Source organism: Streptomyces violens (assembly GCF_000717745.1).
GTDB lineage: Bacteria > Actinomycetota > Actinomycetes > Streptomycetales > Streptomycetaceae > Streptomyces > Streptomyces violens.
This window is the reverse complement of the sequence record NZ_JOBH01000008.1, coordinates 301,723-323,159: the sequence shown is the minus strand read 5'-3', so window position 1 is coordinate 323,159 and position 21,437 is coordinate 301,723. Positions and strand designations below refer to the sequence as shown.

The 21,437-nt window shown below is 71.0% G+C and carries 22 protein-coding genes; 13 read left to right on the top strand and 9 right to left on the bottom strand.

The genetic code is table 11. The features are described from left to right. Nucleotides 1-51 precede the first annotated feature (51 nt). Nucleotides 52-366: a type II toxin-antitoxin system Phd/YefM family antitoxin gene (locus IF04_RS0117645; RefSeq protein WP_030257917.1), complete on the top strand. Its 315-nt coding sequence runs from the start codon at nt 52-54 to the stop codon at nt 364-366. A 42-nt stretch (nt 367-408) separates the two neighbouring features. Here IF04_RS0117645 and IF04_RS0117640 read toward each other — a convergent pair whose 3' ends face one another. After that, nucleotides 409-1,356, bottom strand: coding sequence for a M28 family metallopeptidase (locus IF04_RS0117640; RefSeq protein ID WP_030257915.1), 948 nt, complete (start codon nt 1,354-1,356; stop codon nt 409-411). 438 nt (nt 1,357-1,794) lie between these two features. On the opposite strand from IF04_RS0117640, the gene IF04_RS0117635 reads away from it, so the two are divergent. The 7 genes from IF04_RS0117635 (at nt 1,795) to IF04_RS0117605 (ending at nt 8,094) form a co-directional block, all read left to right on the top strand. Continuing rightward, a complete protein-coding gene (locus IF04_RS0117635; protein WP_030257914.1) occupies nt 1,795-2,097 on the top strand; it encodes an urease subunit gamma in 303 nt (100 codons plus the stop codon). A 17-nt stretch (nt 2,098-2,114) separates the two neighbouring features. Beyond that, the gene (locus IF04_RS0117630) at nt 2,115-2,426 is read left to right on the top strand and encodes an urease subunit beta (RefSeq protein WP_030257912.1); all 312 of its coding nucleotides are present in this window, start codon (nt 2,115-2,117) and stop codon (nt 2,424-2,426) included. Further along, on the top strand, nt 2,419-4,140 hold the full coding sequence (locus IF04_RS0117625) for an urease subunit alpha (protein ID WP_030257909.1): 1,722 nt from the start codon (nt 2,419-2,421) through the stop codon (nt 4,138-4,140). The genes IF04_RS0117630 and IF04_RS0117625 overlap by 8 nt, the downstream gene beginning before the upstream one ends. Nucleotides 4,141-4,180: 40 nt before the next feature. Next, entirely contained in the window at nt 4,181-4,855 is a 675-nt protein-coding gene (locus IF04_RS0117620) for an urease accessory protein UreF (protein ID WP_030257907.1), read from the top strand. Nucleotides 4,856-4,889: 34 nt separating this feature from the next. Next, a complete protein-coding gene (ureG, locus tag IF04_RS0117615; protein ID WP_030257904.1) occupies nt 4,890-5,591 on the top strand; it encodes an urease accessory protein UreG in 702 nt (233 codons plus the stop codon). After that, the gene (locus IF04_RS0117610; protein WP_030257902.1) at nt 5,588-6,403 is read left to right on the top strand and encodes an urease accessory protein UreD; all 816 of its coding nucleotides are present in this window, start codon (nt 5,588-5,590) and stop codon (nt 6,401-6,403) included. The genes ureG and IF04_RS0117610 overlap by 4 nt, the downstream gene beginning before the upstream one ends. A gap of 110 nt (nt 6,404-6,513) precedes the next feature. Continuing rightward, nucleotides 6,514-8,094 (top strand): alpha/beta hydrolase, encoded by a 1,581-nt coding sequence (locus IF04_RS0117605; RefSeq protein WP_030257899.1) that lies wholly within the window; start codon nt 6,514-6,516, stop codon nt 8,092-8,094. A gap of 57 nt (nt 8,095-8,151) precedes the next feature. On the opposite strand, the gene IF04_RS0117600 is transcribed toward IF04_RS0117605, so the two are convergent. Beyond that, entirely contained in the window at nt 8,152-8,835 is a 684-nt protein-coding gene (locus tag IF04_RS0117600; protein ID WP_030257896.1) for a lysophospholipid acyltransferase family protein, read from the bottom strand. A 201-nt stretch (nt 8,836-9,036) separates the two neighbouring features. Between IF04_RS0117600 and IF04_RS0117595 the strand changes: the two genes are divergently transcribed. Next, nucleotides 9,037-10,284, top strand: a complete 1,248-nt coding sequence (locus IF04_RS0117595) for an ANTAR domain-containing protein (RefSeq protein WP_169746136.1) — start codon at nt 9,037-9,039, stop codon at nt 10,282-10,284. Nucleotides 10,285-10,391: 107 nt separating this feature from the next. Continuing rightward, nucleotides 10,392-11,153 (top strand): MerR family transcriptional regulator, encoded by a 762-nt coding sequence (locus tag IF04_RS0117590; RefSeq protein WP_030257890.1) that lies wholly within the window; start codon nt 10,392-10,394, stop codon nt 11,151-11,153. A 30-nt stretch (nt 11,154-11,183) separates the two neighbouring features. Here IF04_RS0117590 and IF04_RS0117585 read toward each other — a convergent pair whose 3' ends face one another. The 5 genes from IF04_RS0117585 to IF04_RS0117565 all read right to left on the bottom strand — a co-directional run bounded on the left by IF04_RS0117585 (nt 11,184) and on the right by IF04_RS0117565 (nt 16,816). Beyond that, nucleotides 11,184-13,433 (bottom strand): family 78 glycoside hydrolase catalytic domain, encoded by a 2,250-nt coding sequence (locus tag IF04_RS0117585; RefSeq protein ID WP_030257887.1) that lies wholly within the window; start codon nt 13,431-13,433, stop codon nt 11,184-11,186. 54 nt (nt 13,434-13,487) lie between these two features. Beyond that, nucleotides 13,488-14,819, bottom strand: coding sequence for an MFS transporter (locus tag IF04_RS0117580; RefSeq protein WP_030257885.1), 1,332 nt, complete (start codon nt 14,817-14,819; stop codon nt 13,488-13,490). Between the two features lie 265 nt (nt 14,820-15,084). Continuing rightward, the gene (locus IF04_RS0117575; RefSeq protein WP_030257883.1) at nt 15,085-15,321 is read right to left on the bottom strand and encodes a chaplin; all 237 of its coding nucleotides are present in this window, start codon (nt 15,319-15,321) and stop codon (nt 15,085-15,087) included. Nucleotides 15,322-15,496: 175 nt separating this feature from the next. Continuing rightward, nucleotides 15,497-16,228, bottom strand: coding sequence for a GAF and ANTAR domain-containing protein (locus tag IF04_RS0117570; protein WP_157847669.1), 732 nt, complete (start codon nt 16,226-16,228; stop codon nt 15,497-15,499). 336 nt (nt 16,229-16,564) lie between these two features. Beyond that, the gene (locus tag IF04_RS0117565; RefSeq protein WP_030257877.1) at nt 16,565-16,816 is read right to left on the bottom strand and encodes a hypothetical protein; all 252 of its coding nucleotides are present in this window, start codon (nt 16,814-16,816) and stop codon (nt 16,565-16,567) included. Between the two features lie 174 nt (nt 16,817-16,990). On the opposite strand from IF04_RS0117565, the gene IF04_RS0117560 reads away from it, so the two are divergent. After that, nucleotides 16,991-17,413: an STAS domain-containing protein gene (locus IF04_RS0117560; RefSeq protein WP_030257874.1), complete on the top strand. Its 423-nt coding sequence runs from the start codon at nt 16,991-16,993 to the stop codon at nt 17,411-17,413. A 94-nt stretch (nt 17,414-17,507) separates the two neighbouring features. Next, the gene (locus tag IF04_RS0117555; RefSeq protein ID WP_030257870.1) at nt 17,508-18,329 is read left to right on the top strand and encodes a thioesterase family protein; all 822 of its coding nucleotides are present in this window, start codon (nt 17,508-17,510) and stop codon (nt 18,327-18,329) included. Between the two features lie 62 nt (nt 18,330-18,391). On the opposite strand, the gene IF04_RS35790 is transcribed toward IF04_RS0117555, so the two are convergent. Next, nucleotides 18,392-18,940: a DUF4142 domain-containing protein gene (locus IF04_RS35790; protein WP_051831328.1), complete on the bottom strand. Its 549-nt coding sequence runs from the start codon at nt 18,938-18,940 to the stop codon at nt 18,392-18,394. 298 nt (nt 18,941-19,238) lie between these two features. On the opposite strand from IF04_RS35790, the gene IF04_RS0117545 reads away from it, so the two are divergent. Beyond that, nucleotides 19,239-19,781 carry a hypothetical protein gene (locus IF04_RS0117545; protein ID WP_030257863.1) on the top strand — a complete coding sequence of 181 codons (543 nt, stop codon included), beginning with the start codon at nt 19,239-19,241 and terminating at the stop codon, nt 19,779-19,781. 29 nt (nt 19,782-19,810) lie between these two features. Here IF04_RS0117545 and IF04_RS0117540 read toward each other — a convergent pair whose 3' ends face one another. Beyond that, nucleotides 19,811-21,415 (bottom strand): molybdopterin-dependent oxidoreductase, encoded by a 1,605-nt coding sequence (locus tag IF04_RS0117540; RefSeq protein WP_051831327.1) that lies wholly within the window; start codon nt 21,413-21,415, stop codon nt 19,811-19,813. Nucleotides 21,416-21,437 lie beyond the last annotated feature (22 nt).

The following is a 21,437-nucleotide window of genomic DNA, read 5'->3' as shown; positions in this document are numbered from 1 at the left end:
TGTTCCGTTGTAAAAAATGTACAGGACGTACATCCCGTTAGAATGGGGAGCATGACCTACGAGATTCCGGTGACGCAAGCCCGGGCGGAGCTGGCGGATCTGATCAACCGCGTGGTGTACGGCTCCGAGCGCGTGGTCGTCACGCGCCACGGCAAGCCGTTGGTGGCGCTGGTGTCCGCTGCTGACCTGCAAAGACTTGAAGAACTCGACCGTGTGGAAGCGGGCGCGGAGGAGGAGGTCATCAGCACCGTCTCCACGGTCCGGCCGCTGCCGACGTCCGCTGCGGGCGAACGTGGCCGGTTCGGTATCGCCGCGGAGCACCGCGGCCCGGCCGCCGGGGATCGGCGACCGGGTCACGAGAGATGATGCGGCGTCAGCCCGCGGGCTGATCCGTCAGTTGAGGAGACGTCAGGAGCTGAGCTCCCAGAGCGCGTGGGCGATGGCGTCCGTGTTCGTTTCCAGCGCCTTCTCGTCGATGTTCTTCGTCGTGTCGCAGGACTGGTGGTAGCAGGCGTCGAACGGCTCGCCCGCCGTGCCGCCCCAGTTCTTCGCCTGTTCCGCGGTCTTCTTGTAGTCGGCGCCGGAGAAGAGGCCGCCGACGGGGATGCCCACGTCCTTGAACGAGGCGTGGTCGGAGCGGCCGTCGCCCTCGGTCTCGATCTCGGTGGCGATGTTCTTCGTGGCGTACCAGTCCTTGAAGACCTTCTCCAGGCGCGGGTCGTCGTCGTAGACGAAGTAGCCCGGGTTGGGCGAGCCGATCATGTCGAAGTTGAGGTACGAGTCGAACTTCGCGCGGTCCGCCTCGGCGAGGCTGTCGACGTAGGCGCGCGAGCCGACCATGCCGTACTCCTCGGCGCCCCACCAGCCGAATCGCAGGTGCTTGGCGGGCTTGAGGTCCGCCTTGGCGACCGCGAGGGCGACTTCGAGGATGCCGGCCGAGCCGGAGCCGTTGTCGTTGATGCCCGGCCCGTCCTCGACCGAGTCCAGATGGGCGCCGGCCATGACCGTCTTGCTCTCGTCGCCGCCGGGCCAGTCGGCGACGAGGTTGTAGCCCTTGGTGCCGTTGTGGTCGAACTCCTGGACCTGGGTGGTGAACCCGGCCTCGTCCAGCTTGCCCTTGAGGTAGTCGATGGACGCCTTGTAGCCGGGCTGGCCGTGGGCGCGGTTGCCGCCGTTGGCGTCGGCGATGGACTGCAGCTGGTCCAGATCCGCCTTGACGGCGGAGACCGGGATGTCCGGCGCGGCGAGCGGGGCGGGGTCGGCCTGGGCGCCGGCCGCGGTGAAGAGCGTGGCGGCGACGGCGGTGCAGGCGCCCGCGGCCAGGGCGGCCCGGCGTATGCGTGCGGAACGGGTCACGATGTGGCTCCGATGCTGTGTGGGGGGTTGGTGCGGAGCTTGTTGTGGTGTGCGAGCGCGTACGCGACGCGTGGGGCGTGCGGGCGCGCGCAGTTGAGCATCGTGACTTGTCTGTGGGCAGTCAAGGGCGAATAGCGAACGCGTTGTTCCGGCGAGCGGGGCAGTCGAGCGTTATGTCTGCTTCGAGGGGAGTTCGGAGCGGGCGGGGAATTGGGCGCCCGGGGAGCGGTCCCCAGATTTAACAAGGGATTCACCGAGGTAACGCCGCCGACATCGAGCGGAGCTAGCCTGCGAAGTCCGGGGCGATTCATGGAACTTAGCTGGAGATCAGTTTGCTTTTCCTTTGTTGAATGTGTGATACATCTACTTGTACGGGCGCGTCGATGCCTGTGACCTGGGCCGATGCGGTTCAGGCTGGTAAGAAAAGTGAGGTGAAATATGCAACTGACCCCGCATGAACAAGAGCGGCTGATGATTCATGTCGCGGCGGACGTTGCCGAAAAGCGCCGGGCCCGCGGCGTACGGCTCAACCACCCCGAAGCCATTGCCCTGCTGACCGTGCACATCCTGGAAGGCGCGCGCGACGGCCGTACGGTCGCCGAGCTCATGTCCTCCGGGCGCAAGGTCCTCACCCGTGACGACGTGATGGAAGGCATCCCCGAGATGATCCACGACGTCCAGGTCGAGGCGACCTTCCCGGACGGCACCAAGCTCGTCACCGTTCACGACCCCATCAGCTGACCCAGGGAGAGCCGAAGATGATCCCGGGACAGATCCTCTACGCCGACGAGCCGGTACGCCTCAACGAAGGCCTTCCCGTCACGCGCATGACCGTCCTCAACGTCGCCGACCGCCCCGTGCAGGTCGGCTCCCACTACCACTTCGCCGAGGCCAACCCCGGCCTCGACTTCGACCGTGCGGCCGCGCACGGCAAGCGCCTGAACGTCGCCGCCGGCTCGGCCGTGCGCTTCGAGCCCGGTATCCCCACCGAGGTCGAACTCGTGCCCCTCGGGGGCAAGCGGATCGTCGCGGGCCTGCGTGGCGAGACCGGAGGCACCCTCGATGGCTGAACTTTCCCGTGGCGCGTACGCCGACCTCTTCGGCCCGACGGCGGGCGACCTGGTGCGCCTCGCCGACACCGATCTGCTGATCGAGATCAGCGAGGACCGGTCCGGCGGCCCCGGGCGCAGCGGCGACGAGGCCGTCTTCGGCGGCGGCAAGGTCATCCGCGAGTCGATGGGCCAGTCCCGGCTCTCCCGCGCGGACGGCGCCCCGGACACCGTGATCACCGGCGTGATCGTCATCGACCACTGGGGCATCGTCAAGGCCGACGTCGGCATCCGCGACGGCCGCATCGTGGGGCTCGGCAAGGCGGGCAACCCCGACACCATGGACGGGGTCCACCCGGACCTGGTCATCGGCCCGGAGACCGAGATCATCGCCGGGCAGGGCAAGATCCTCACCGCCGGCGCCATCGACACCCACGTGCACTTCATCTGCCCCGAGCAGGCGACCGAGGCGCTGGCCTCCGGCGTGACGACGATGATCGGCGGTGGTACGGGCCCCGCCGAGGGCAGCAAGGCCACCACCATCACCCCCGGCGCCTGGCACGTCTCCCGGATGTTCGAGGCGATGGACGCCTTCCCCGTCAACGTCGGCCTGCTCGGTAAGGGCAACACCACGTCGGTCGCCTCCATGCGCGACCAGCTGCGCGCCGGCATCCTCGGCTTCAAGATCCACGAGGACTGGGGCGCCACCCCGGCCGTCATCGACGCCTGCCTGAACGTCTGCGAGGAGAGCGGCGCCCAGCTCGCGATCCACACCGACACCCTGAACGAGGCCGGCTTCCTCGGCGACACCCTCGCCGCGATCGCCGGGCGCTCCATCCACGCCTTCCACGTCGAGGGCGCGGGCGGCGGCCACGCCCCCGACATGATCGCCATGGTGTCGGAGCCCAACGTGCTGCCCGCGTCGACCAACCCGACCCGGCCGCACACCGTCAACACCGTCGAGGAACACCTCGACATGCTGATGGTCTGTCACCACCTCAACCCCGCGGTCCCCGAGGACCTGGCCTTCGCCGAGTCCCGCATCCGGCCCTCCACCATCGCGGCCGAGGACTTCCTGCACGACATGGGCGCCATCTCGATGATGTCCTCCGACGCCCAGGCCATGGGCCGCATCGGCGAGGTCGTGATGCGTACGTGGCAGACCGCGCACGTCATGAAGAAGCGCCGCGGCGCGCTGCCCGGTGACTTCGCCGCCGACAATAACCGCGTACGCCGGTACGTCGCGAAGTACACCATCAACCCGGCGATCGCCCAGGGCATCGACCACGTCGTGGGCTCCGTCGAGACCGGCAAGCTCGCCGACCTCGTGCTGTGGGACCCGGCGTTCTTCGGCGTCAAGCCGCGGCTGGTCATCAAGGGCGGCCAGATCGCGTACGCGCAGGTGGGCGACGCGAATGCATCCATCCCCACGCCGCAGCCGATCCTGCCGCGCCCGATGTTCGGCGCGATCGGCAAGGCCCCCGGCGCCAACTCGCTCAACTTCGTCTCCGAGCAGGCCATCGCGGACGGGCTGGGCGACCGGCTGGGCGTCGCCAAGGAGCTGACGGCCATCCGCTCCACCCGCCAGGTCAGCAAGGCGTCCATGCGCAACAACGACGCGCTGCCGAAGGTCGTCGTCGACCCCGACACCTTCACGGTGACCATCGACGACGCGGTGGTCGAGCCGGCCCCTGCGGCCGAACTGCCCATGGCCCAGCGGTACTTCCTGTTCTGATGGCCATGTTCGATGCACCGCTGCTGAAAGGCGGGGACCGATGAGCCGCGCCGCGTTGCTGGTCCTGGCCGACGGCCGCTTCCCCGCCGGCGGGCATGCCCACTCCGGCGGCGCCGAACCGGCCGTCGCCGCCGGCCGCATCCAGGACGGCGGCTCGCTGGAGGAGTTCTGCCGCGGCCGACTGCACACGGCCGGACTGGTCGCGGCGGGCCTGGCCGCAGCGGCCGCCGCGGGGTGTGACCCGCTCGCCCTGGACGAGGCGGCGGACGCCCGTACGCCCGTACCGGCTCTGCGTACCACCGCGCGCAAGCTCGGCCGCCAGATGATGCGCGCGGCCCGCGCGACCTGGCCCTCGCCCGAACTGGACGCGCTCGCCGCGGCCCGGCCGCGCGGCGCCCACCAGCCCGTCGTCCTCGGCCTCGCCGCGCGGTCGGCGGGCCTGGGCCCGGAGGACGCCGCGTACGCCGTCGCGTACGAGACCGTCAGCGGCCCGGCCACCGCCGCCGTACGGCTGCTGAGCCTGGACCCCTTCGACGCGACGGCCGTCCTCGCGCGCCTCGCCCCCGACCTGGACGCGGTCGTGGCCGAGGCCGGCGCGGCCGCGGCGCGCGTCCCGCAGGACGGCACCGGCGCGCTGCCCGCCCGCTCCGCACCGCTGCTGGACATCACTGCCGAGCAGCACGCGGCCTGGCCGGTACGGCTGTTCGCGTCCTGACCCACCCACTTATTTGCACCCCCACGGAGTTCGTATGCACCTCGACCACGATCTCGACGAGAAGTTCCCGCACCGCCACACCTACAGCGCGGCCGAGCCGGAGCGCGCCGACGGCACCCGCCGCGCGCTGCGCATCGGCCTCGGCGGCCCGGTCGGCTCCGGCAAGACCGCCACCGTCGCGGCCCTGTGCCGCCGGCTGCGCGACGAGCTGTCCATCGCCGTCGTGACGAATGACATCTACACCCGCGAGGACGCCGAATTCCTGCTGCGTGAGGCGGTACTGCCCCCGGAGCGGATCACCGCCGTGGAGACCGGCGCCTGCCCGCACACCGCTATCCGCGACGACATCTCCGCCAACCTGGAGGCAGTGGAAGACCTCGAAGACGAGATCGGCCCGCTCGACCTCGTACTCGTGGAGTCCGGCGGCGACAACCTCACCGCCACCTTCTCCAAGGGCCTGGTCGACTTCCAGATCTTCGTGATCGACGTGGCCGGCGGCGACGACATCCCGCGCAAGGGCGGCCCCGGCGTCACCACCGCCGACCTGCTCGTCATCAACAAGACCGACCTCGCCCCGTACGTCGGCTCCGACCTGGAGTCCATGGCCCGCGACGCCAAGGCACAGCGCGGCGACCTGCCCGTCGCCTTCACCTCCATCAAGGGCGAGAACGGTGTCGCGCCGGTCGCTGACTGGGTCCACGAGTGCCTCGCCAAGTGGACCGCGGGCGCGGCATGACGCTCGCGCCGCCCGAACCGACGACGGCTGCCGCGCCGCCGCCCGCCCGCCAACTGCGCGCCACCGCCCGCATCGCCGCGGCCGCCGACCCGTACGGCGTCTCCCGGCTGCCCGTACTGGACGGCGACGGGCCGCTCGCGCTGCGCCGGCTGCGCTCGCACGACGCGGCCGCCCGGGTCTGCGTGGTCGGCGCGATGAGCGCCCCGGTGGGCGGCGACCAGCTCCGCATCGAGGCGCGCGCCGGGGCGGGCAGCGACCTGCGGATCACCGCGGCCGCCGCGACCCTCGCACTGCCCGGCCACCACCCGGGTACCGCCCGCTACGACGTGGCGCTGGACGTGGCCGACGGGGCGCGCCTGGACTGGCTGCCCGAGCCGCTGATCTCCGCGGCCGGCAGCGACCTGATCCAGACCACCACCGTCGACCTCGCGCCCACCGCCCGGCTGGTGCTCCGCGAGGAGCAGGTGCTCGGCCGGACCGGCGAGGCCACCGGACGGCTCGCCGCCCGGCTGACGGTCCGGCGCGCGGGCCGGGTCCTGCTGGACCAGGAGACGGCGTACGGCCCCGGGGTGCCCGGCTGGGACTCCTCCGCGGTGCTCGCCGGACACCGCGCCCTCGGCCAACTCCTCGTCGTCGACCCGGCGTTCGAGGAACAGCCCGTACCGGTACGGACCCTGGCGGCGGCCGACGGCCCCGGTCAGGCCGTGGTCACGCCGCTCGCCGGGCCCGCGGCACTCGTCACCGCCGTCGCACCCGACGCACTGGCCGTCCGGCGACTGCTCGACGCGGCCGCGATTCCTACGGGTTGGTAAAGAAATGCCCGCCCGGTCTTCTCATCGGACGGGTGTACGAGACAGGATCCCCCTGCGGCTCTGTGATCATCGCCGCCACAAGTGGCACACCATGCAGGGGGAACACCTACGTGAGAAGAACAGCAGCGTTCGGCGCCGCCGGGACCGTGGTGGCCGGCGCGCTCATAGCCGGCGCCATCGCCGCCACGCCCGCCAGCGCGGGCACGAACCACCAGCGCGGCTCCGCGGAGGACCGCGGCGTACAGACCGCCGCCGCGCGCGCCGCGAAGGCCGGCATCGACTGGCAGACCTGTCCCAAGGACTGGGGCCTGGACGCCCCGATCCAGTGCGGGTTCGTGACCGTGCCGGTCGACTACGCCAAGCCGGACGGCAAGAAGATCAAGATCGCCGTGGACCGGGCCAAGAGCACCGGCACCAAGGACGAGCGCCAGGGCTCGCTGATCTACAACCCCGGCGGCCCCGGCGGCTCGGGCCTCCGCTTCCCCGCCCGGGTGACCAGCAAGAACCCCCTGTGGACCAAGACCTCCAAGGCGTACGACTTCGTGGGCTTCGACCCGCGGGGCGTCGGCCACTCCGCCGCGATCTCCTGCATGGACCCGCAGGAGTTCGTCAAGGCGCCCAAGGCCGACCCGGTGCCCGACGACGAGGCCGACAAGCTCGCCCAGCGCAAGCTCGCCAAGGAGTACGCGGACGGCTGCAAGGAGCGCAGCGGCGCCCTGCTCCCGCACATGACGACGCCCAACACCGCCCGTGACCTGGACGTCATCCGCGCGGCGCTGGGCGACAAGAAGCTCAACTACCTCGGCGTCTCCTACGGCACCTACCTCGGCGCCGTCTACGCCACGCTCTTCCCCGACCACGTGCGCCGGATGCTCGTCGACTCCGTCGTGAACCCCTCGCGCGAGAAGATCTGGTACCAGGCCAACCTCGACCAGGACATCGCCTTCGAGACCCGCTGGGGCGACTGGAAGAAGTGGGTCGCGAAGAACGACGCGACGTACCACATCGGCGACACCCCCGAGAAGGTTCAGGCGCAGTGGGAGAAGCTGCGCGCGGCCGCGAAGAAGGCCCCGCTCGGCGGCCAGGTCGGCCCGGCCGAGCTCACCGGCTTCTTCCAGAACGCGCCGTACTACGACTCCATGTGGGCGCCGGTCGCCAAGGCGTGGAGCGCGTACGTCGCCGGTGACGAGAAGCCGATCATCGAGAACGCCGCGCCCGACATGAGCGACAAGGCCGGCAACATCTCCTCGGAGAACGGCAACGCGGTCTACACGGCCGTGGAGTGCAACGACGCCAAGTGGCCCACCAGCTGGCAGCGCTGGAACCGCGACAACACCCGCATCCACGAGCAGGCCCCGTTCATGACCTGGTCCAACGCCTGGATGAACCTGCCCTGCGCCACGTGGCCGGAGAAGCAGCAGACCCCGGTGGACGTCAAGACCGGCAAGGGCCTGCCCAGCGTGCTGATCGTGCAGAGCGAGCGGGACGCCGCGACCCCGTACGAGGGCGCCGTCGAGCTGCACCGCCGGCTGGCGGGCTCGCGCCTGATCACCGAGAAGGACGCCGGCTCGCACGGCGTCACCGGCCAGGTCAACCCGTGCATCAACGACCGCGTCGACGCGTACTTCGTGGACGGCAAGACCGATGCGAAGGACGTGACGTGCGCGCCGCACGCCACGCCTAAGCCGTAACGCCGTAGCGAGGCACGACAGCGGGGCGCCCGGGGTTTCCCCGGGCGCCCCGCTCGCTTACGTGCGGTGTGTGGCCGCCTTGGCGTCGGCCGCGTACACGTCCACGTACTCCTGCCCCGACAGCTTCATGATCTCGTACATGATCTCGTCCGTGACGGCCCGCAGCGCGGCGTGCTCGGACGTCATGTTCGCGTACCGGGAGAAGTCCATCGGCTCCCCGAAGCGGATCGTGACGCGTATGGCGCGCGGCAGCCGCCGGCCGGCCGGCTGGGCCTCGAACGTGCCGATCACCGCGCACGGAATCACCGGCGCCCCGGCCTCCAGCGCCATCGCGGCGACGCCCGTACGGCCCTTGTAGAGCCGCCCGTCGTGCGAGCGGGTGCCCTCCGGATAGATACCCAGGAGCCGGCCCTTGCGGAGCACGTTCACCCCCGACCTGATCGCGCTCCGCGCCGCCTGCCCGCCGGACCGGTCCACCGGGATCTGCCCGACACCGCGGAAGAACGCCGCGGTCAGCCGGCCCTTGAGGCCGGGCCCCGTGAAGTACTCGGCCTTGGCCAGAAAGGTGACTCTGCGCGGCACGATCGCAGGCATGACGAAGTGGTCGGCGAAGGACAGATGATTGCCGGCGATGATCGCCGCACCCTCCTCGGGGATGTGCTCCAGCCCCTCCACCCGGGGCCGGAAGACCGCCCGCAACAGCGGCCCCAGGACGACGTACTTGAGCACCTGGTAGAACACGCGGTTCTCCTCATTCTGCTGGACCGGCTCGACGACGGTGTCTTGGCAGGTCTACTGCGCAAACCTCCTGCGCGACAGCCGTAGTGTGACGTAAGTGCGCCTGGTACCTCGGCTATTCAGGCCACGCCGACTGCCGACTGCCGACGAGGGCAGGCGACATAGCGACAGGACGACATGACGGCATACAGAGACGGAGACAATGTGAGCAGTGAAGCGGCACGGGAGATCCGGACCGACATGGTGCGATTGCCTGCCGCGGCCGGATGGCTGCGGATGCTCGGAGTCGAAGGGGCCCTGGACTCCGCCGACCACCCGCTCTTCGCGGCGATCCGCGACACCACCGGGCAGCCGGAGGCGGTCGCGGTCGACCTCTCGGTGGTACGGGAGGTGTCCGTCGCCGCGGCGCGCGGCCTCGCCGCGTGTGCGGCGGAACTGGACCGCCGGGGCATCCGGCTCCTGCTCGCCGCCCCCTCCGAGGAGGTGACTCGGGCCCTGACCGCCGCAAATGGGCGGGCGGACGCCCGCCCCATCGTGCTGCCGACCGCGCAAGACCTCATCACCGCCTGTGTCCCGGACCTGCCGGAAACCGGACGGGCAGCCGACGTCCCTCTCGCCACGCCGCCCGACGAGAAGCCCGAGCAGGAGCTGGAGAAGGAGATCGAGCGCCTGCGCAGCAAGGTACGGGATCTCAAGGGCAAGGTCCGTACGCACCCCATGATCGCGCAGGCGCAAGGGGTACTGCAGGAGCGCTACCGACTGCGCGACGGCCAGGCGGCGTTCGCCCTGCTGCGCAGCTCCTCGCAGCAGCACAACGTCAAGCTCCGGGCCCTGGCCGCCGCGGTCCTCAACGCGCCCCGGCCCAAGAGCGGCACCGCCCGCTGGTTCCCCGACCGCACCCGGACCCGCCCGCCGAAGCTCCCGGCGCTGCCACAGGTGAACGGGGACGCCACCAACCGCAGCGCGGTGATCTCCGCGGTCCTGCACCAGGCCCTGACGGTGTCGGACACCCCGATGGGCAACGTACAGCTCGCCGACCGCCACGCCGGCGGTCTGCGCATCGAGGAACACCGCGGCCTGAACGAGGAGTTCGTCGACTACTTCGACCTCGTCGGCAAGGAAGGCACGTCCTGCGCGCTGGCCGCGCGCAACGTCACGCGGGTCACCGTGACCGACGTCGCCACCGATCCGGTCTTCACGGACGAAGCCCGCTACAAGATTCTCCAAGCCGGCAGCCGCGCCGCCCACAGCACGCCGCTGACCACCGCGAACGGCGTCTGCCTCGGCATGGTCTCCACCCACCACGAACGCCCCCAGCAACTCCTCGGCCCGGCTCAGGCCCGCGCCCTGGACCGGATCGGCGACCAGGCCGGCCGCTGGCTCGCCTGGCACCACCGCACGATCGTCCTCGACGCCCTGGAACACCTCCACCGCACGGCGGTCACGGCGTGAGGACCTGGCTCCTCGCCAGGGCTTGAAGTTGCCGCTGCGGCAGCTTCTACCGTTCTGACCAGGGCCGGAGAAACCGGCCCCGGTAAGCACTCGTGAGGGAGACGGCAATGGGCTGGTCCATCGCTGAGGTCGCCCGGATGTCGGGCGTGACGGCCCGGACGCTGCGGCACTACGACGAGATCGGCCTGCTGCCGCCGGCCCGGACCGGCTCCAACGGCCACCGCTACTACGAGGAGCGGCAACTGCTGCGGCTGCAGCAGCTCCTCGTGCTGCGGGCGCTGGGCCTGGGCCTGTCCGAGATCGGCCGGGTGCTGGCCGCGCAGGTCGACGAGGTGGAGGCACTGCGCGGACATCACCGCCGGCTGCTCGCCGAGCGCGACCGGCTGGACGCCCTGGCCCGCACCGTCTCCCACACGATCACCGAACTGGAACAGTCCAGGAAGGACGGTACTGCCATGACCGCCATCAATCGCCCGGAGAACCTGTTCGAGGGCATCCGCCCGGACCAGTACCAGGAGAGCCTGCGCGACTTCCCCGAGCGGGCCGCGGAGGTCGAGCGCTCCACCTCCGGGATGAGCCAGGTCGAAATCGAGGCCGGTCAGCGTGCGCGCACCGCGCAGATGATCCAGCTCGCCGAGTGGATGACCACCGGCACACCCGCCGACGCGCCCCCGGTCCAGGCCCAGGCCGACGCCGGCTACCGCGCACTGTCCGAATCCCGCACGGTCACCGCCGAGGAGTACCGCGCGATCGGCCGCGCCTGCGTCGAGAACGACCAGTGGCGCACCGCATACGAGGCCATCGCCCCGGGCCTGGCCGAGTACCAGCGAGCCGCGATCGAGGCGTACGTCGAGACTCGGCTGAGCTGAGGACGCGGCCGGGCCGGCAGCGGGGCGAGTTCAGTGCGTCGCGGCGGGGGAGCGGAAGAGGTGTTCGCCGTCCGTGACCGTCGTCGTGGAGCCGTCCGGGAGCAGTACGTCGGCCTCGACGCCGGGCGGGATGACGACGCGGACCTCGATGTCGGATTCCGCCCGGCGCCAGTGGGACTCGACGCGGCCGTGGGGCGTTTGGAGCGTGCCGGAGGCCCAGTCGAGGCCGGGGCCGGGGGTCGGGGCGATGCGGACGCGGGCGTAGCCCGGTGCGGCGGGCCGGATGCCGGCGACGACCTTATACAGCCAGTCGGCGACGGCGCCCAGCGCGTAGTGGTTGAAGCTCGTCATCTCGCCCGGATTGATCTTCCCGTCGGGGAGCATCGAGTCCCAGCGTTCCCAGATCGTCGTCGCGCCCATCGTCACGGGGTACAGCCAGGACGGGCACTCCGTCTCCAGCAGCAGCCGGTACGCGTCGTCGACGTGCCCGGTCTCGGACAGTGCCCAGGTGACGAAGGGTGTGCCGGCGAACCCGGTGGTGACGCGGTAGTCCCGGTCGCGGACGACCTCGGCGAGGCGGCGACCGGCGGCGGCGCGCGTCGCGTCGTCCAGTAGACCGAAGCAGATGGCGAGTGCGTAGACGGTCGCGCAGTCGGAGCGGATCCGGCCGCCCGCCTCGACGTAGTGCTGCCGGAACGCCTCCTTCGTGCGCTGGGCAAGCTCCTCCCAGCGTGCCGTGTCGGCCTCCTCGCCGAGGATGCGCGCGGTCTCGGCCGCGAAGGAGGCCGACCGGTAGAGGCACGCGGTCGCGACGACACCGGCGTCGGCCTTGGCGGCCCACGGCTCGTGCGGCGAGGCGTCGGGGTCCAGCCAGTCGCCGAACTGGAATCCCTTGTCCCACAGCCCGTTCTCCGAGAGGAGGGGGAGTACGGACTCGAGGTGCAGCACCATGCCCGGGTAGTGCGCGGCCAGCCGCTCGCGGTCGCCGTACGCCTCCCAGAGCGCCTGCGGGACCCAGACCGCGGCGTCGCCCCAGATGGCGGTTGGCCCGCTCCACTTCTCGAACATCGCCGGGTCGGGGAAGTTCCCGTGCTTCAGGACGTCGGGGACGACGTGCGGTACGCCGTCGGGCCCGGCGTGCCGGGTCTCCTCGGCGAGGTCGAGCAGCCACCGGTGGAGGAAGTCCGCGGTGTCGTACTGGAAGGACGCCGTGGCGGCGTACGCGGCGATGTCACCGGTCCAGCCGAGCCGCTCGTCCCGTTGCGGACAGTCGGTCGGGACGTGCAGGAAGTTGCCCTTCTGGCCCCAGACCGAGTTCTCGACGAGCCGGTTGACCAGGTCGTGCGAGCAGCTGAAGGTGCCGATGCGCGCCATGTCCGAGTGGACGACGACGGCCTCCAGTGCGTCCTCCGTGAGCCGCCCGGGATACCCCGTGACCTCGGCGTACCGGAACCCGTGGAAGGTGAGCGCCGGCTCGAACTCGTCGTCACCGCCGGAGAGTACGAACGTGTCCGTGGCCTTCGCGGCGCGCAGCGGCCGCGTGCCGAGCTCGTCGTCCTCCAGCACCTCGGCGTGCCGGACGACGATCTCCGTGCCGGCGGGGCCCGTGGCACGCAGGCGGAGCCGGCCGACGAGGTTCTGCCCGAAGTCGACGAGGGTCCGTCCCTGCGGCGAGATCCAGATGCGCTGCGGACGCAGTACTTCCTGCCGGGTCGCCTGCGGGCCGACCCGGTCAACGAGGGTGGCGCGGTCGACGGCGGTCTCGCGGACCTCCAGCGGTGTACCGCTGCCGCGCAGCCGGGCGTCGATCCGCTCGCCGTCGTAGAGACTGTTCTCCAGGATCTCGCTGGTCCGGGCCGACCAGGTGGTGTCGGTCGGTACGGACTGGGTGTGCCCGTCGGCGAAGGTGATCTCCAGCTCGCCGATGAAACCGGTCTCCTCGCCGTAGTTGGCGTTCGCGCCCTCGAAGCCGAGGTCGCCGCGCCACCAGCCGTTGCCGAGCAGCACCTCGATGCCGAATGTGTTGTCGTTGCCGAGGAGGTGGGTCACGTCGTACGTCTGGACCTCCAGCCGCCACTCGTAGGAGGTCCAGCCCGGATCGAGTACCGAGTCGGAGACCGGGCGCCCGTCGATACGGGCCTCGTAGACGCCGTGGGCTGTCGCCCGGAGCCGGGCCGCGGTCACCTGCGATCGGGGCGCGTCGAGGGCGACGGTGCGGTGCAGGACGACGGCGGCGGCGCGGTCGGTGCCGGCGGTGATCATCGTGGCGTTGTCGAGCATGGGGCCCTTCGGGGTGTGTGAGGTGGGGTGGGGGAGGAGGTGCGGCGAAGTGGGTTACGTGGTGGTGGCCGGGTTGGTACGAAGGGGGGCCGCCCCCTCGTCCCCGTCCGCCACGCCCTCCGCGTCGATCTCATCCTCCGCCTCGAACTCGTTGCGTGTCCGGCGGCGGAAGACCAGCCAGGCGGTGCCCAGGCCGAGGGCGGTGGCGAGGCAGAGGCCCGCGTAGGTCAGGCGGGGGCTGTATTGGAGGAGGGCCGGGGTGAGGACGGCCGCGACGGCGGCGAGCACCCGGGCGACGGCGATGATCCCGCCCTGCGCGGTGGACCGCAGCATCGTCGGAAAAGACTCCTGCGTCCACACCTTCATGATCCCCTCGAAGGCGAGCATGCCGCCGGCGCCGCCCAGGATTCCCATCGTGACGAACGCCGGGAGGCTGAATCCCACGACGGCGGGCGTGGCGTAGGAGACGATGAGCATCACCGCGCCGGTCGCGAAGAGACGCATCCGGTGGCGGGTGCCGACGTACTTCATGAAGACCAGGCTGCCGACCATGCCGAGCGGGAAACCCAACAGGCTGAGCTGTGAGGCGAGTTCGACGCTGATCCCGACGACGTTGACGGCGATGTGGGTGTTGAACTGGCCGTTGGTGTTGGCCGCGAGATTGGTCAGGCAGTAGAAGACCAGCAGCGCGGCGAACGGCTTGGCGTACGGGTGCTTGAACAGCTCGCCGAAGCGCACCCGCTCCGCGCGGACCGTCCCGATGCCGTGTCGTCGCTCGTCGCGGGCCCGGAGCCAGTACGGCGACTCGGGAATCCCGAGCCGCAGGAGCAGGATGATCAGGGCGACGATGCCCACGTGCGCGTACAGGATCTGCCCGCCGAGCCGGCCGAGGCCGCCGACGAGGGAGGCGACGAGGGCCGTGGCGAGGATGCCGACCGTCCAGAGCATGTTCGACAGGCCGAGCAGCGCGCCCCGGTTCTTGTCGGTCGCCGCCTCGGAAATCGTGGCGAGCGATACGGGCAGGTCGGCACCGGTGCCCAGGCCCAGCAGGGCGACGCCGGTCAGCATGAGCGGGAAGGAAGCCCCGAAAACCAGCAGCGAGCACCCGGCGACGGCCATCGCCATCGTCACGAGGAAGACGGCGCGCCGGCCGAAGGCGTCGCCGAGCTTGCCGCCGACGACGGCACCGATGGCGATGCAGAAGGTGAGGACGCCCGAGAGCCAGCCGAACTCGCTGCCGCTCAGGCCGATCGCGTCCTGGTAGATGACCAGCGCGGTGCCGTTCGAGACGATCGCTGCCGCGTCGATGTAGGACGCCATTCCCGAGACGATGCCCACCCGCCAGGGGTGGGGCGCTTCGGTGGTGCGGGGGATCGGCAGAGCCATGACGGTTCCCCTTTGAAACGTCGCGTATGGAAAGCCCGGAGTGGCCTGTGCTGGCGTACTGAATCGCGGACTGAATCGATTCAAGTGGCGTTACCGTAAGGTGGCCGCGAAGCGCTTCACAAGGGTGTTGCGCGGGGTTTCTCGGTGAGGCGGTGCGCCTGGCCCGCGCGTGGGCATGCGAAACGCCCCGCCGCAAGGGGGAGATGGCGGGGCGTCCGTCCGGCGACCGGCCGTCGGCCGGTGCAGGCGGGACCGGGCTCGAGGATCAGCTGTTCACGCAGGTGTTGCCGAAGGCGGGGTTGAGCAGCCCGACGACGTTGATGCTGTTGCCGCAGACGTTGACCGGAATGTGGATGGGGGCCTGGATGACGTTGCCGGAGGCGATGCCGGGCGAGTTCACGGCGGCGCCGTGTGCACCGGAGTCGGCTGCCGCGACGCCCGCACCTCCCAGGACAGCGGCGGCGGCCAGGGCGGTGGCGGCGACTGCACGACGGATGCTCATGATTTTCTCCTGATGTGAGGGAATGTCCGCACGGAGCATCTCCGGTGCGATGTACGGAAAACGCCGGTAACTCGAACGGGGCAGCAAACTCGCTGGTACGTGTGCATGTGCCGCCACCGGGTTGACCGTGCACCGGCTCGACGAGCTCATCACCGCCGCCGAACGCAGCGGTTGACTACGGAGGCGATGCGCGGCGGAACGGGCCCTCGGTGGCCGGGCCGTCGAGGATCGAGCGGACGAGGTCGTTCAGGCGGGTGTTGTGACTGCGGGCGTAGGAGCGGAGCAGTTCGAACGCCTCGTCAATGGTCCACTCGAAGCGTTCCGCGAGCATTCCCTTCGCCTGCTCGATGGCGATCCGCGAGGTCAGGGCCGATTGCAACTGATCGACGTACCGCTGTTGCCGCTGATGAGCCACGCCTATGACCGCCGCGTCGCACATGGCCTGTGCTGCCCGGACGGATTCGCCGGGTAACGCATGGTGTTGGCAATGCTGGTGGTGGAGCTGGAGTGCGGCAATGGTCCGGTGTTGGTGGCGGAGGGGGATGACGGTGATGCCGGTGAATCCCTCGGACAGGGACCGGGGGACGAAATGCGGCCACCGGGAGCGGAAGGTCGGTCCGTCGAGGGGGAGGTCGGCGAGCCGGCGTCCGGTGCGGAGGGCTTCGAGGCCGGGGCCCTCCTTCAACTCCAGTTGCGCATGGGCCAGTTGATCGGACGCGTGGTCCGAGGCGGCTGCCACCGTCGGAGTGTTCTTGTTGCGCTCGTCCACGGAGAGGACCGCCGTCGCCTCGACGCCCGGCAGCTTCCGGCTGTGGTCGGTCAGTCGGCGCAGCACGCCACCGTTGTCGTGGTCACGCGGGGCGGCGTCGGCGAGCTCGAGGAGAACGGGCGTCAACTGCTGAGACATCGATTGCTGATGGATCGATTCGTCGCACATGCGTGGTTGTCTCCTGTGGACCGAACGACCGAACGCCGTGATCCTGGCTCGAACCTGACGTTGGCATGCTGCTGGGTCATATCTCAAGTGCACCCGCATCCTGGCAATGGTTGCTCAGCGGAGCAAGCGGGATACTCCCGGTGAGTGCTGTGACCTTGGCGGATGCCGTACTTCCGGTTCGGTGGGCAAGGCGACATGACGTCGATGCCGAACAGGTGAGGGCACCAGGCGCAGAGCGACTGTTGATAAGTGATGCCTTATCAGTGCGCACGGTATTCCTATCAATCCGCGCGGTGTTCCGCCGCGTTACCCGGCCGCGTCGTCCGGCCGGGGCGCGTCGCGTCGAGGCGGGGCGGCCAGCGGTTCGGCGGCCTCCAGGAGTAGTTCGATCGTCTTCGTGAGGCCGGCGAGACGGTGGCGCATCTGGCCACCGTGGTCGCCAGGGGCGAACACCTCGGCCTCGGCCGCGTTGCTCGCCAAGTGCCGGCGAGCGAAGTCGAGCACCGTGCGGAGTTGGGTCTGATCGTCCATGACGGTGCGAGCCAGGGGACCGGCCACTGTGCCCACCTCCTCTCGCCGGGTGCTGCCTGAACGGACCGTACCGCACCGTGCGTTCGGCGCACGGTTGGAGCGAGGAGGAGGAAACTGGGGGAACCGCCTTGTTTCCCCTCGTACGGCCCGTACGATCCGCAGCAACGGGGAAGTGGGCATGAGGAGCGCCGGAGGTGCTGGATGCCGTACGCCGACGGACTGGCGATCACCACGCTCGCCTCCTGCGATGCCGGCGCCGTGCTGCGCGTCAGCGGCGAGCTCGACCACGGCAGCGAAGGCGTCTTCCGCGTCACGGTGGGCGCCTGCGTCGGCGCCGGGCACCGCTATCTGACCCTCGACTGCTCCGCCCTCACCTTCTGCGACTCCCGCGGCCTGAACTGCCTGTTGGGCCTGCACTGGCTCCTGCGCCGCCGCCAGGGCCGGCTCCTGCTGGCGTGCGTGGGCCGCCGCGTACGGCGCGTACTGGACCAGACCGGCAGCAGCGAACTGCTCCCGGTCTTCACCACGGTCACCCAGGCCCTCGCCACGCTCCCCGAGGCGCACCGCCCCGTCTGGCCGCCCGACACGGCCCGCCGCCGGCCCGCGGCTCAGGGCCCGGCCTGACGATCTTCACTGCTCGCAGCCCGCATGTCATCCTGATCAACGCCCCCTGACACGCTCCGCCACTCGTTGGCAGCAGGCCGAGGAGAACCTTCCGTTGAGCACCGGCGCGCCGCACCACGACAGCTTCTACGAGCCCATAGATGAGCACCGTTACAAGCCCACCCCGCACGTGGGCGGTGCCTGGGACGTCAACGAGCAGCACTTCAGCCCGCTCGGCGGTCTCATCGTGCATGCCATGGAGCGCCACCTGGCCGCGCGTCCCGACAGCGGGCTGGTCCTCGGGCGGATCAGCTTCGACATCCTCGGGCGCCTCGCGCTCGACGAGTGCGAGATCCAGGTGGAGACCCTGCGGCCCGGCCGTACGATCGAACTGATCGAGGCCGTCGTACGGATCGCCGACCGGCCCGTGGTCCGGGCGCGCGCCTGGCTCCTCGCCGCCGTGGACACCACGGCCGTCGCCGGCGGCGCCGGGGACCGGCTCCAGCCGCCCGAGTCGCTGCCCTCCTGGCCGCTGGCCTCCGTATGGCCCGGCGGGTACATCGCCTCCCTGGACGTCCGGCCGGTCGCACCGCCGCAACCGGGGCGCACGACCGCCTGGGTGTCCACGCCTCTCGACCTCGTCGCGGGACGGCCCAGCAGTCCGCTGGCGTCCTATCTCGCCCTGGTCGACACCGCCAACGGCATCGCCGTGCGCGAGTCGCCGACCGCCTGGATGTTCCCCAACGTCGACCTCACCGTCCACCTCCACCGGCAGCCGGAAGGCCGCTGGACCGGACTGGACACCACCGTCACCTTCGGCGGCACCGGCCAGGGCATCACCAGCACGGTCCTGCACGACATCAACGGACCCGTCGGCCACGCACAGCAGATCCTCACCGTCCGCCCCATGCCGGCCGCCGACGCTGAGCAGTACTGACTCTCCATACAGGTCCGCGGGCCCGGGCCGGCTGCCTCGGTCCGGGCCCGCGGAGCCCGTCCTCACCTGCAGAATCCGCTGCGTACCAGTGCCAGGTGCATCGCGACCATGGGCCGGGCCTTGCGCGCCGCGGCTTTCACCTCGCTGTTGCGCCCCGTCCGGAGCTCATGGCTGATCAGCGCCAGCGTCTTCACATGCGCCGCGGACTCCATCCGCAGCCACGCCCTGTCGTACGCGCGCGTGCCCTTCTTGGCCTGTACCTCCGCCAGCGCGCGCCGCTGCTCCGCGCTGGGCGAGCCGGGCAGCCGGACGCGTAGTTTGGCCGCGAGAGACGTGATGCCCCTGTCCATCCTCCGGTGATCGTGCACCAGCAGGCCGCCGATCCGCTTCACACAGCGCTTGGTGGCGTTCCGGCCCGCGTCCCGGCCGGCCTCGATCTCCGCGAGGTTCCCCTGATGCGCGGCTCTCAGGAACGCTGAATCGGTCGGGCGCGAGCTTGCCGCGGACCCGGACCCGGAACCGGACGCGGTCGCGGACGTGGTCGTCGTGACCGTCCCGGTCACGGCCATCACCAGCACGGCGGTCGCCGCCACGCCTCGTACAGCGATCATCTGCACTGCTCCTTTCGCTGCCGGCCGGGGCGCGCGAGACGTCCTCGGGCCGGTCGCCGACGGGCACCGAGCCGGTACCCGGTGACGATGCCTGCCCCCTGGGTCTCGCCTCCGTCGCGACAGCTCCCGTCAACCACCCGAACGGGCGGCGTGTCGGTACTGGACAAGGACTGGACAAGGACTGGACAAACGGAGACGAACGCCACGCCGCCGTCGTGACCTGCGCCATTTATCCGGAGAGTGCCGATGGGTAACGTTCTGTGCGGCCTGCCCCCTCACCGACTCGGAGGGCTCATCGGTGCCCACAGACCTCTCCCCGCTGATATCGGCGACGACCCAGTGGCTGACGTGCGCGTATCCGTCGAGCGGCGGCGCGATGAGCGCTGCCCTAACCGAGGCGCAGGCCCGGCAGGCGGTGACCGTCGCGGCGTGGCTGCGCTACCCGACGCCGATGGACGCCGCGCTGGTCTCGGTCACCGGCCCGGGCGGCTCGGGGCGTCTCGACTGGCTCACGGGTGCGGACGTCCCCGGCGCGGACGCCGCCGGGCCGGACGACGAGGCGGAGAGCGCGTGGCGGTCGTGGGTGGACGAGGTCGTCGCGAGCTGGGCAGCGGCCCTGCTCAGCACGCCGGCACTGGCCGAAGCCGCGGTGACCGCCCTCGCTGACTCCTGGCACATGTCCGGGACACCGGCCGAATTCCGCCGCCTGGTCTCGCCCGACGCCCACGAGCAGCAAGCCGCCGCCCTCCTGCGCCACCCGGACCTGCTGGCCCCGCTGGCGGAACTCCACCACCCCGAACTCCTCACCCGCCTGGACACCGACCGCGTACTCGACGGCTGAGACCCGGGCTCCGAGGGAGCCCGGGCACCTCACTCGACGGTGACGACCACCGAGTGGTGGCCCGTCGCCCCGTCGGGAACGGGCGGAGTGCGGTGTGCGGGCTGGGTCTTTCCGGTGCGGTCCGTGGCGCGGACCGTGAGGGTGTGCGTACCGGGGGTCGCCCGCCATGGCAGGGACCACTGGCGCCAGGTGTCGCGAGTGTCCTCCGCGGCGAGATCGGCCCGCCGCCACGGCCCCTCGTCGATCCGCACCTCGACCCGGTCGATGCCCCGGTGCTGAGCCCACGCGACGCCGGCGATCATGACCGTGCCGGCCCGCGGCCGCGCGTCGGCCTTGGGCGTGTCGATGCGCGACTGCGTCTTGACGGGCGCCTCGCGGGCCCACGCGCGCTCGACCCAGTACGCGTCGTAGGCGTCGAAGGTGGTGAGTTCGATGTCCTCGATCCACTTGCAGGCCGAGACATAGCCGTACAGGCCGGGGACGACCATCCGTACCGGGAAGCCGTGCTCCAGCGGCAGCGGCCCGCCGTTCATGCCCAGCGCCAGCATCGCGTCCCGGCCGTCCATGAGGTCCTCGACCGGACTGCCGATCGTCATGCCGTCCACCGACCGCGCCACGAGCTGGTCGGCCGGGCCGCCCCGCGACGGCGGCCGGACGCCGCACTCCCGGAGCAGCTCCGCCAGGGGTACGCCGATCCACCGCGCGTTGCCCACGTACGGACCGCCGACCTCGTTGGACACGCAGGCGAGGGTGATGTCCCGCTCGATCAGGTCGCGTTGGAGGAGATCGTCGAAGGTCAGCGTCCGCGGCGCGGTGACGCCCTTGCCGTGGATACGCAGCCGCCAGGTCGTGGCGTCGACCTTGGGGACGAGGAGCGCCGTGTCGACCCGGTAGAAGTCCTTCGTCGGGGTGCGGAACGGGCCGAGGCCCGCGACACGCAGCTGGGCTCCCCGCGGGACGGGTGACGCGGGGGACGCCGGCGGGGGCAGGACGATACGGCTCCGGGAGGCGAGCGCGTCCCTGCCCGAGCTGCTGAGCGTGCGGCCCAGCGCGCCGACGCCGGTGGAGGCCGCCGCCGCGGCCGAGGCCGCGAGGAGGAAGCCGCGGCGGTCCCAGCCCTTGCCGGCCGTGGGTGCTTCCCCCATCGGGGCCGGCGGTGCCGTACGCACGCGCAGCCGCCCGGTGAACCAGTACAGCAGGCCGCTGCCCGCCACCGCCCCGACCAGCGAGGGCAGCGCGTCGATCGCGGTCGCGTCCGGCCGGCTCGTCGCGGCCACCGCGCCGACCACGCCGAACAGCAGGACGCCCGCCGCGCCGAGCCGCCGGTGGCGCAGCGCGAGGACGCCCAGGGCGAGCGCGAGCAGCGCCAGTACGGCCAGGATGCCGAGCCGGAGGACGAGCTTGTCGGCCGTCCCGAAGGTGCGGATCGCCCAGTCCTTCACCGGCCCCGGGGTCAGGTCGATCGCCGCGCCGCCCACCGCCACGACCGGCCCTGCCTGCGGCCCCACCGCCGCCGACGCCAGCTCGGCGACGGCCAGCGCCGCGTACCCGGCGAGCAGCCCGCTCAGCGCCCCCGGCGCCAGTGCTCGCAGCCGGGTACCGCGTACCACCCGTACCTTCCGGTCCCTGCCCACACAGCAATTGTCCCGCCGACCG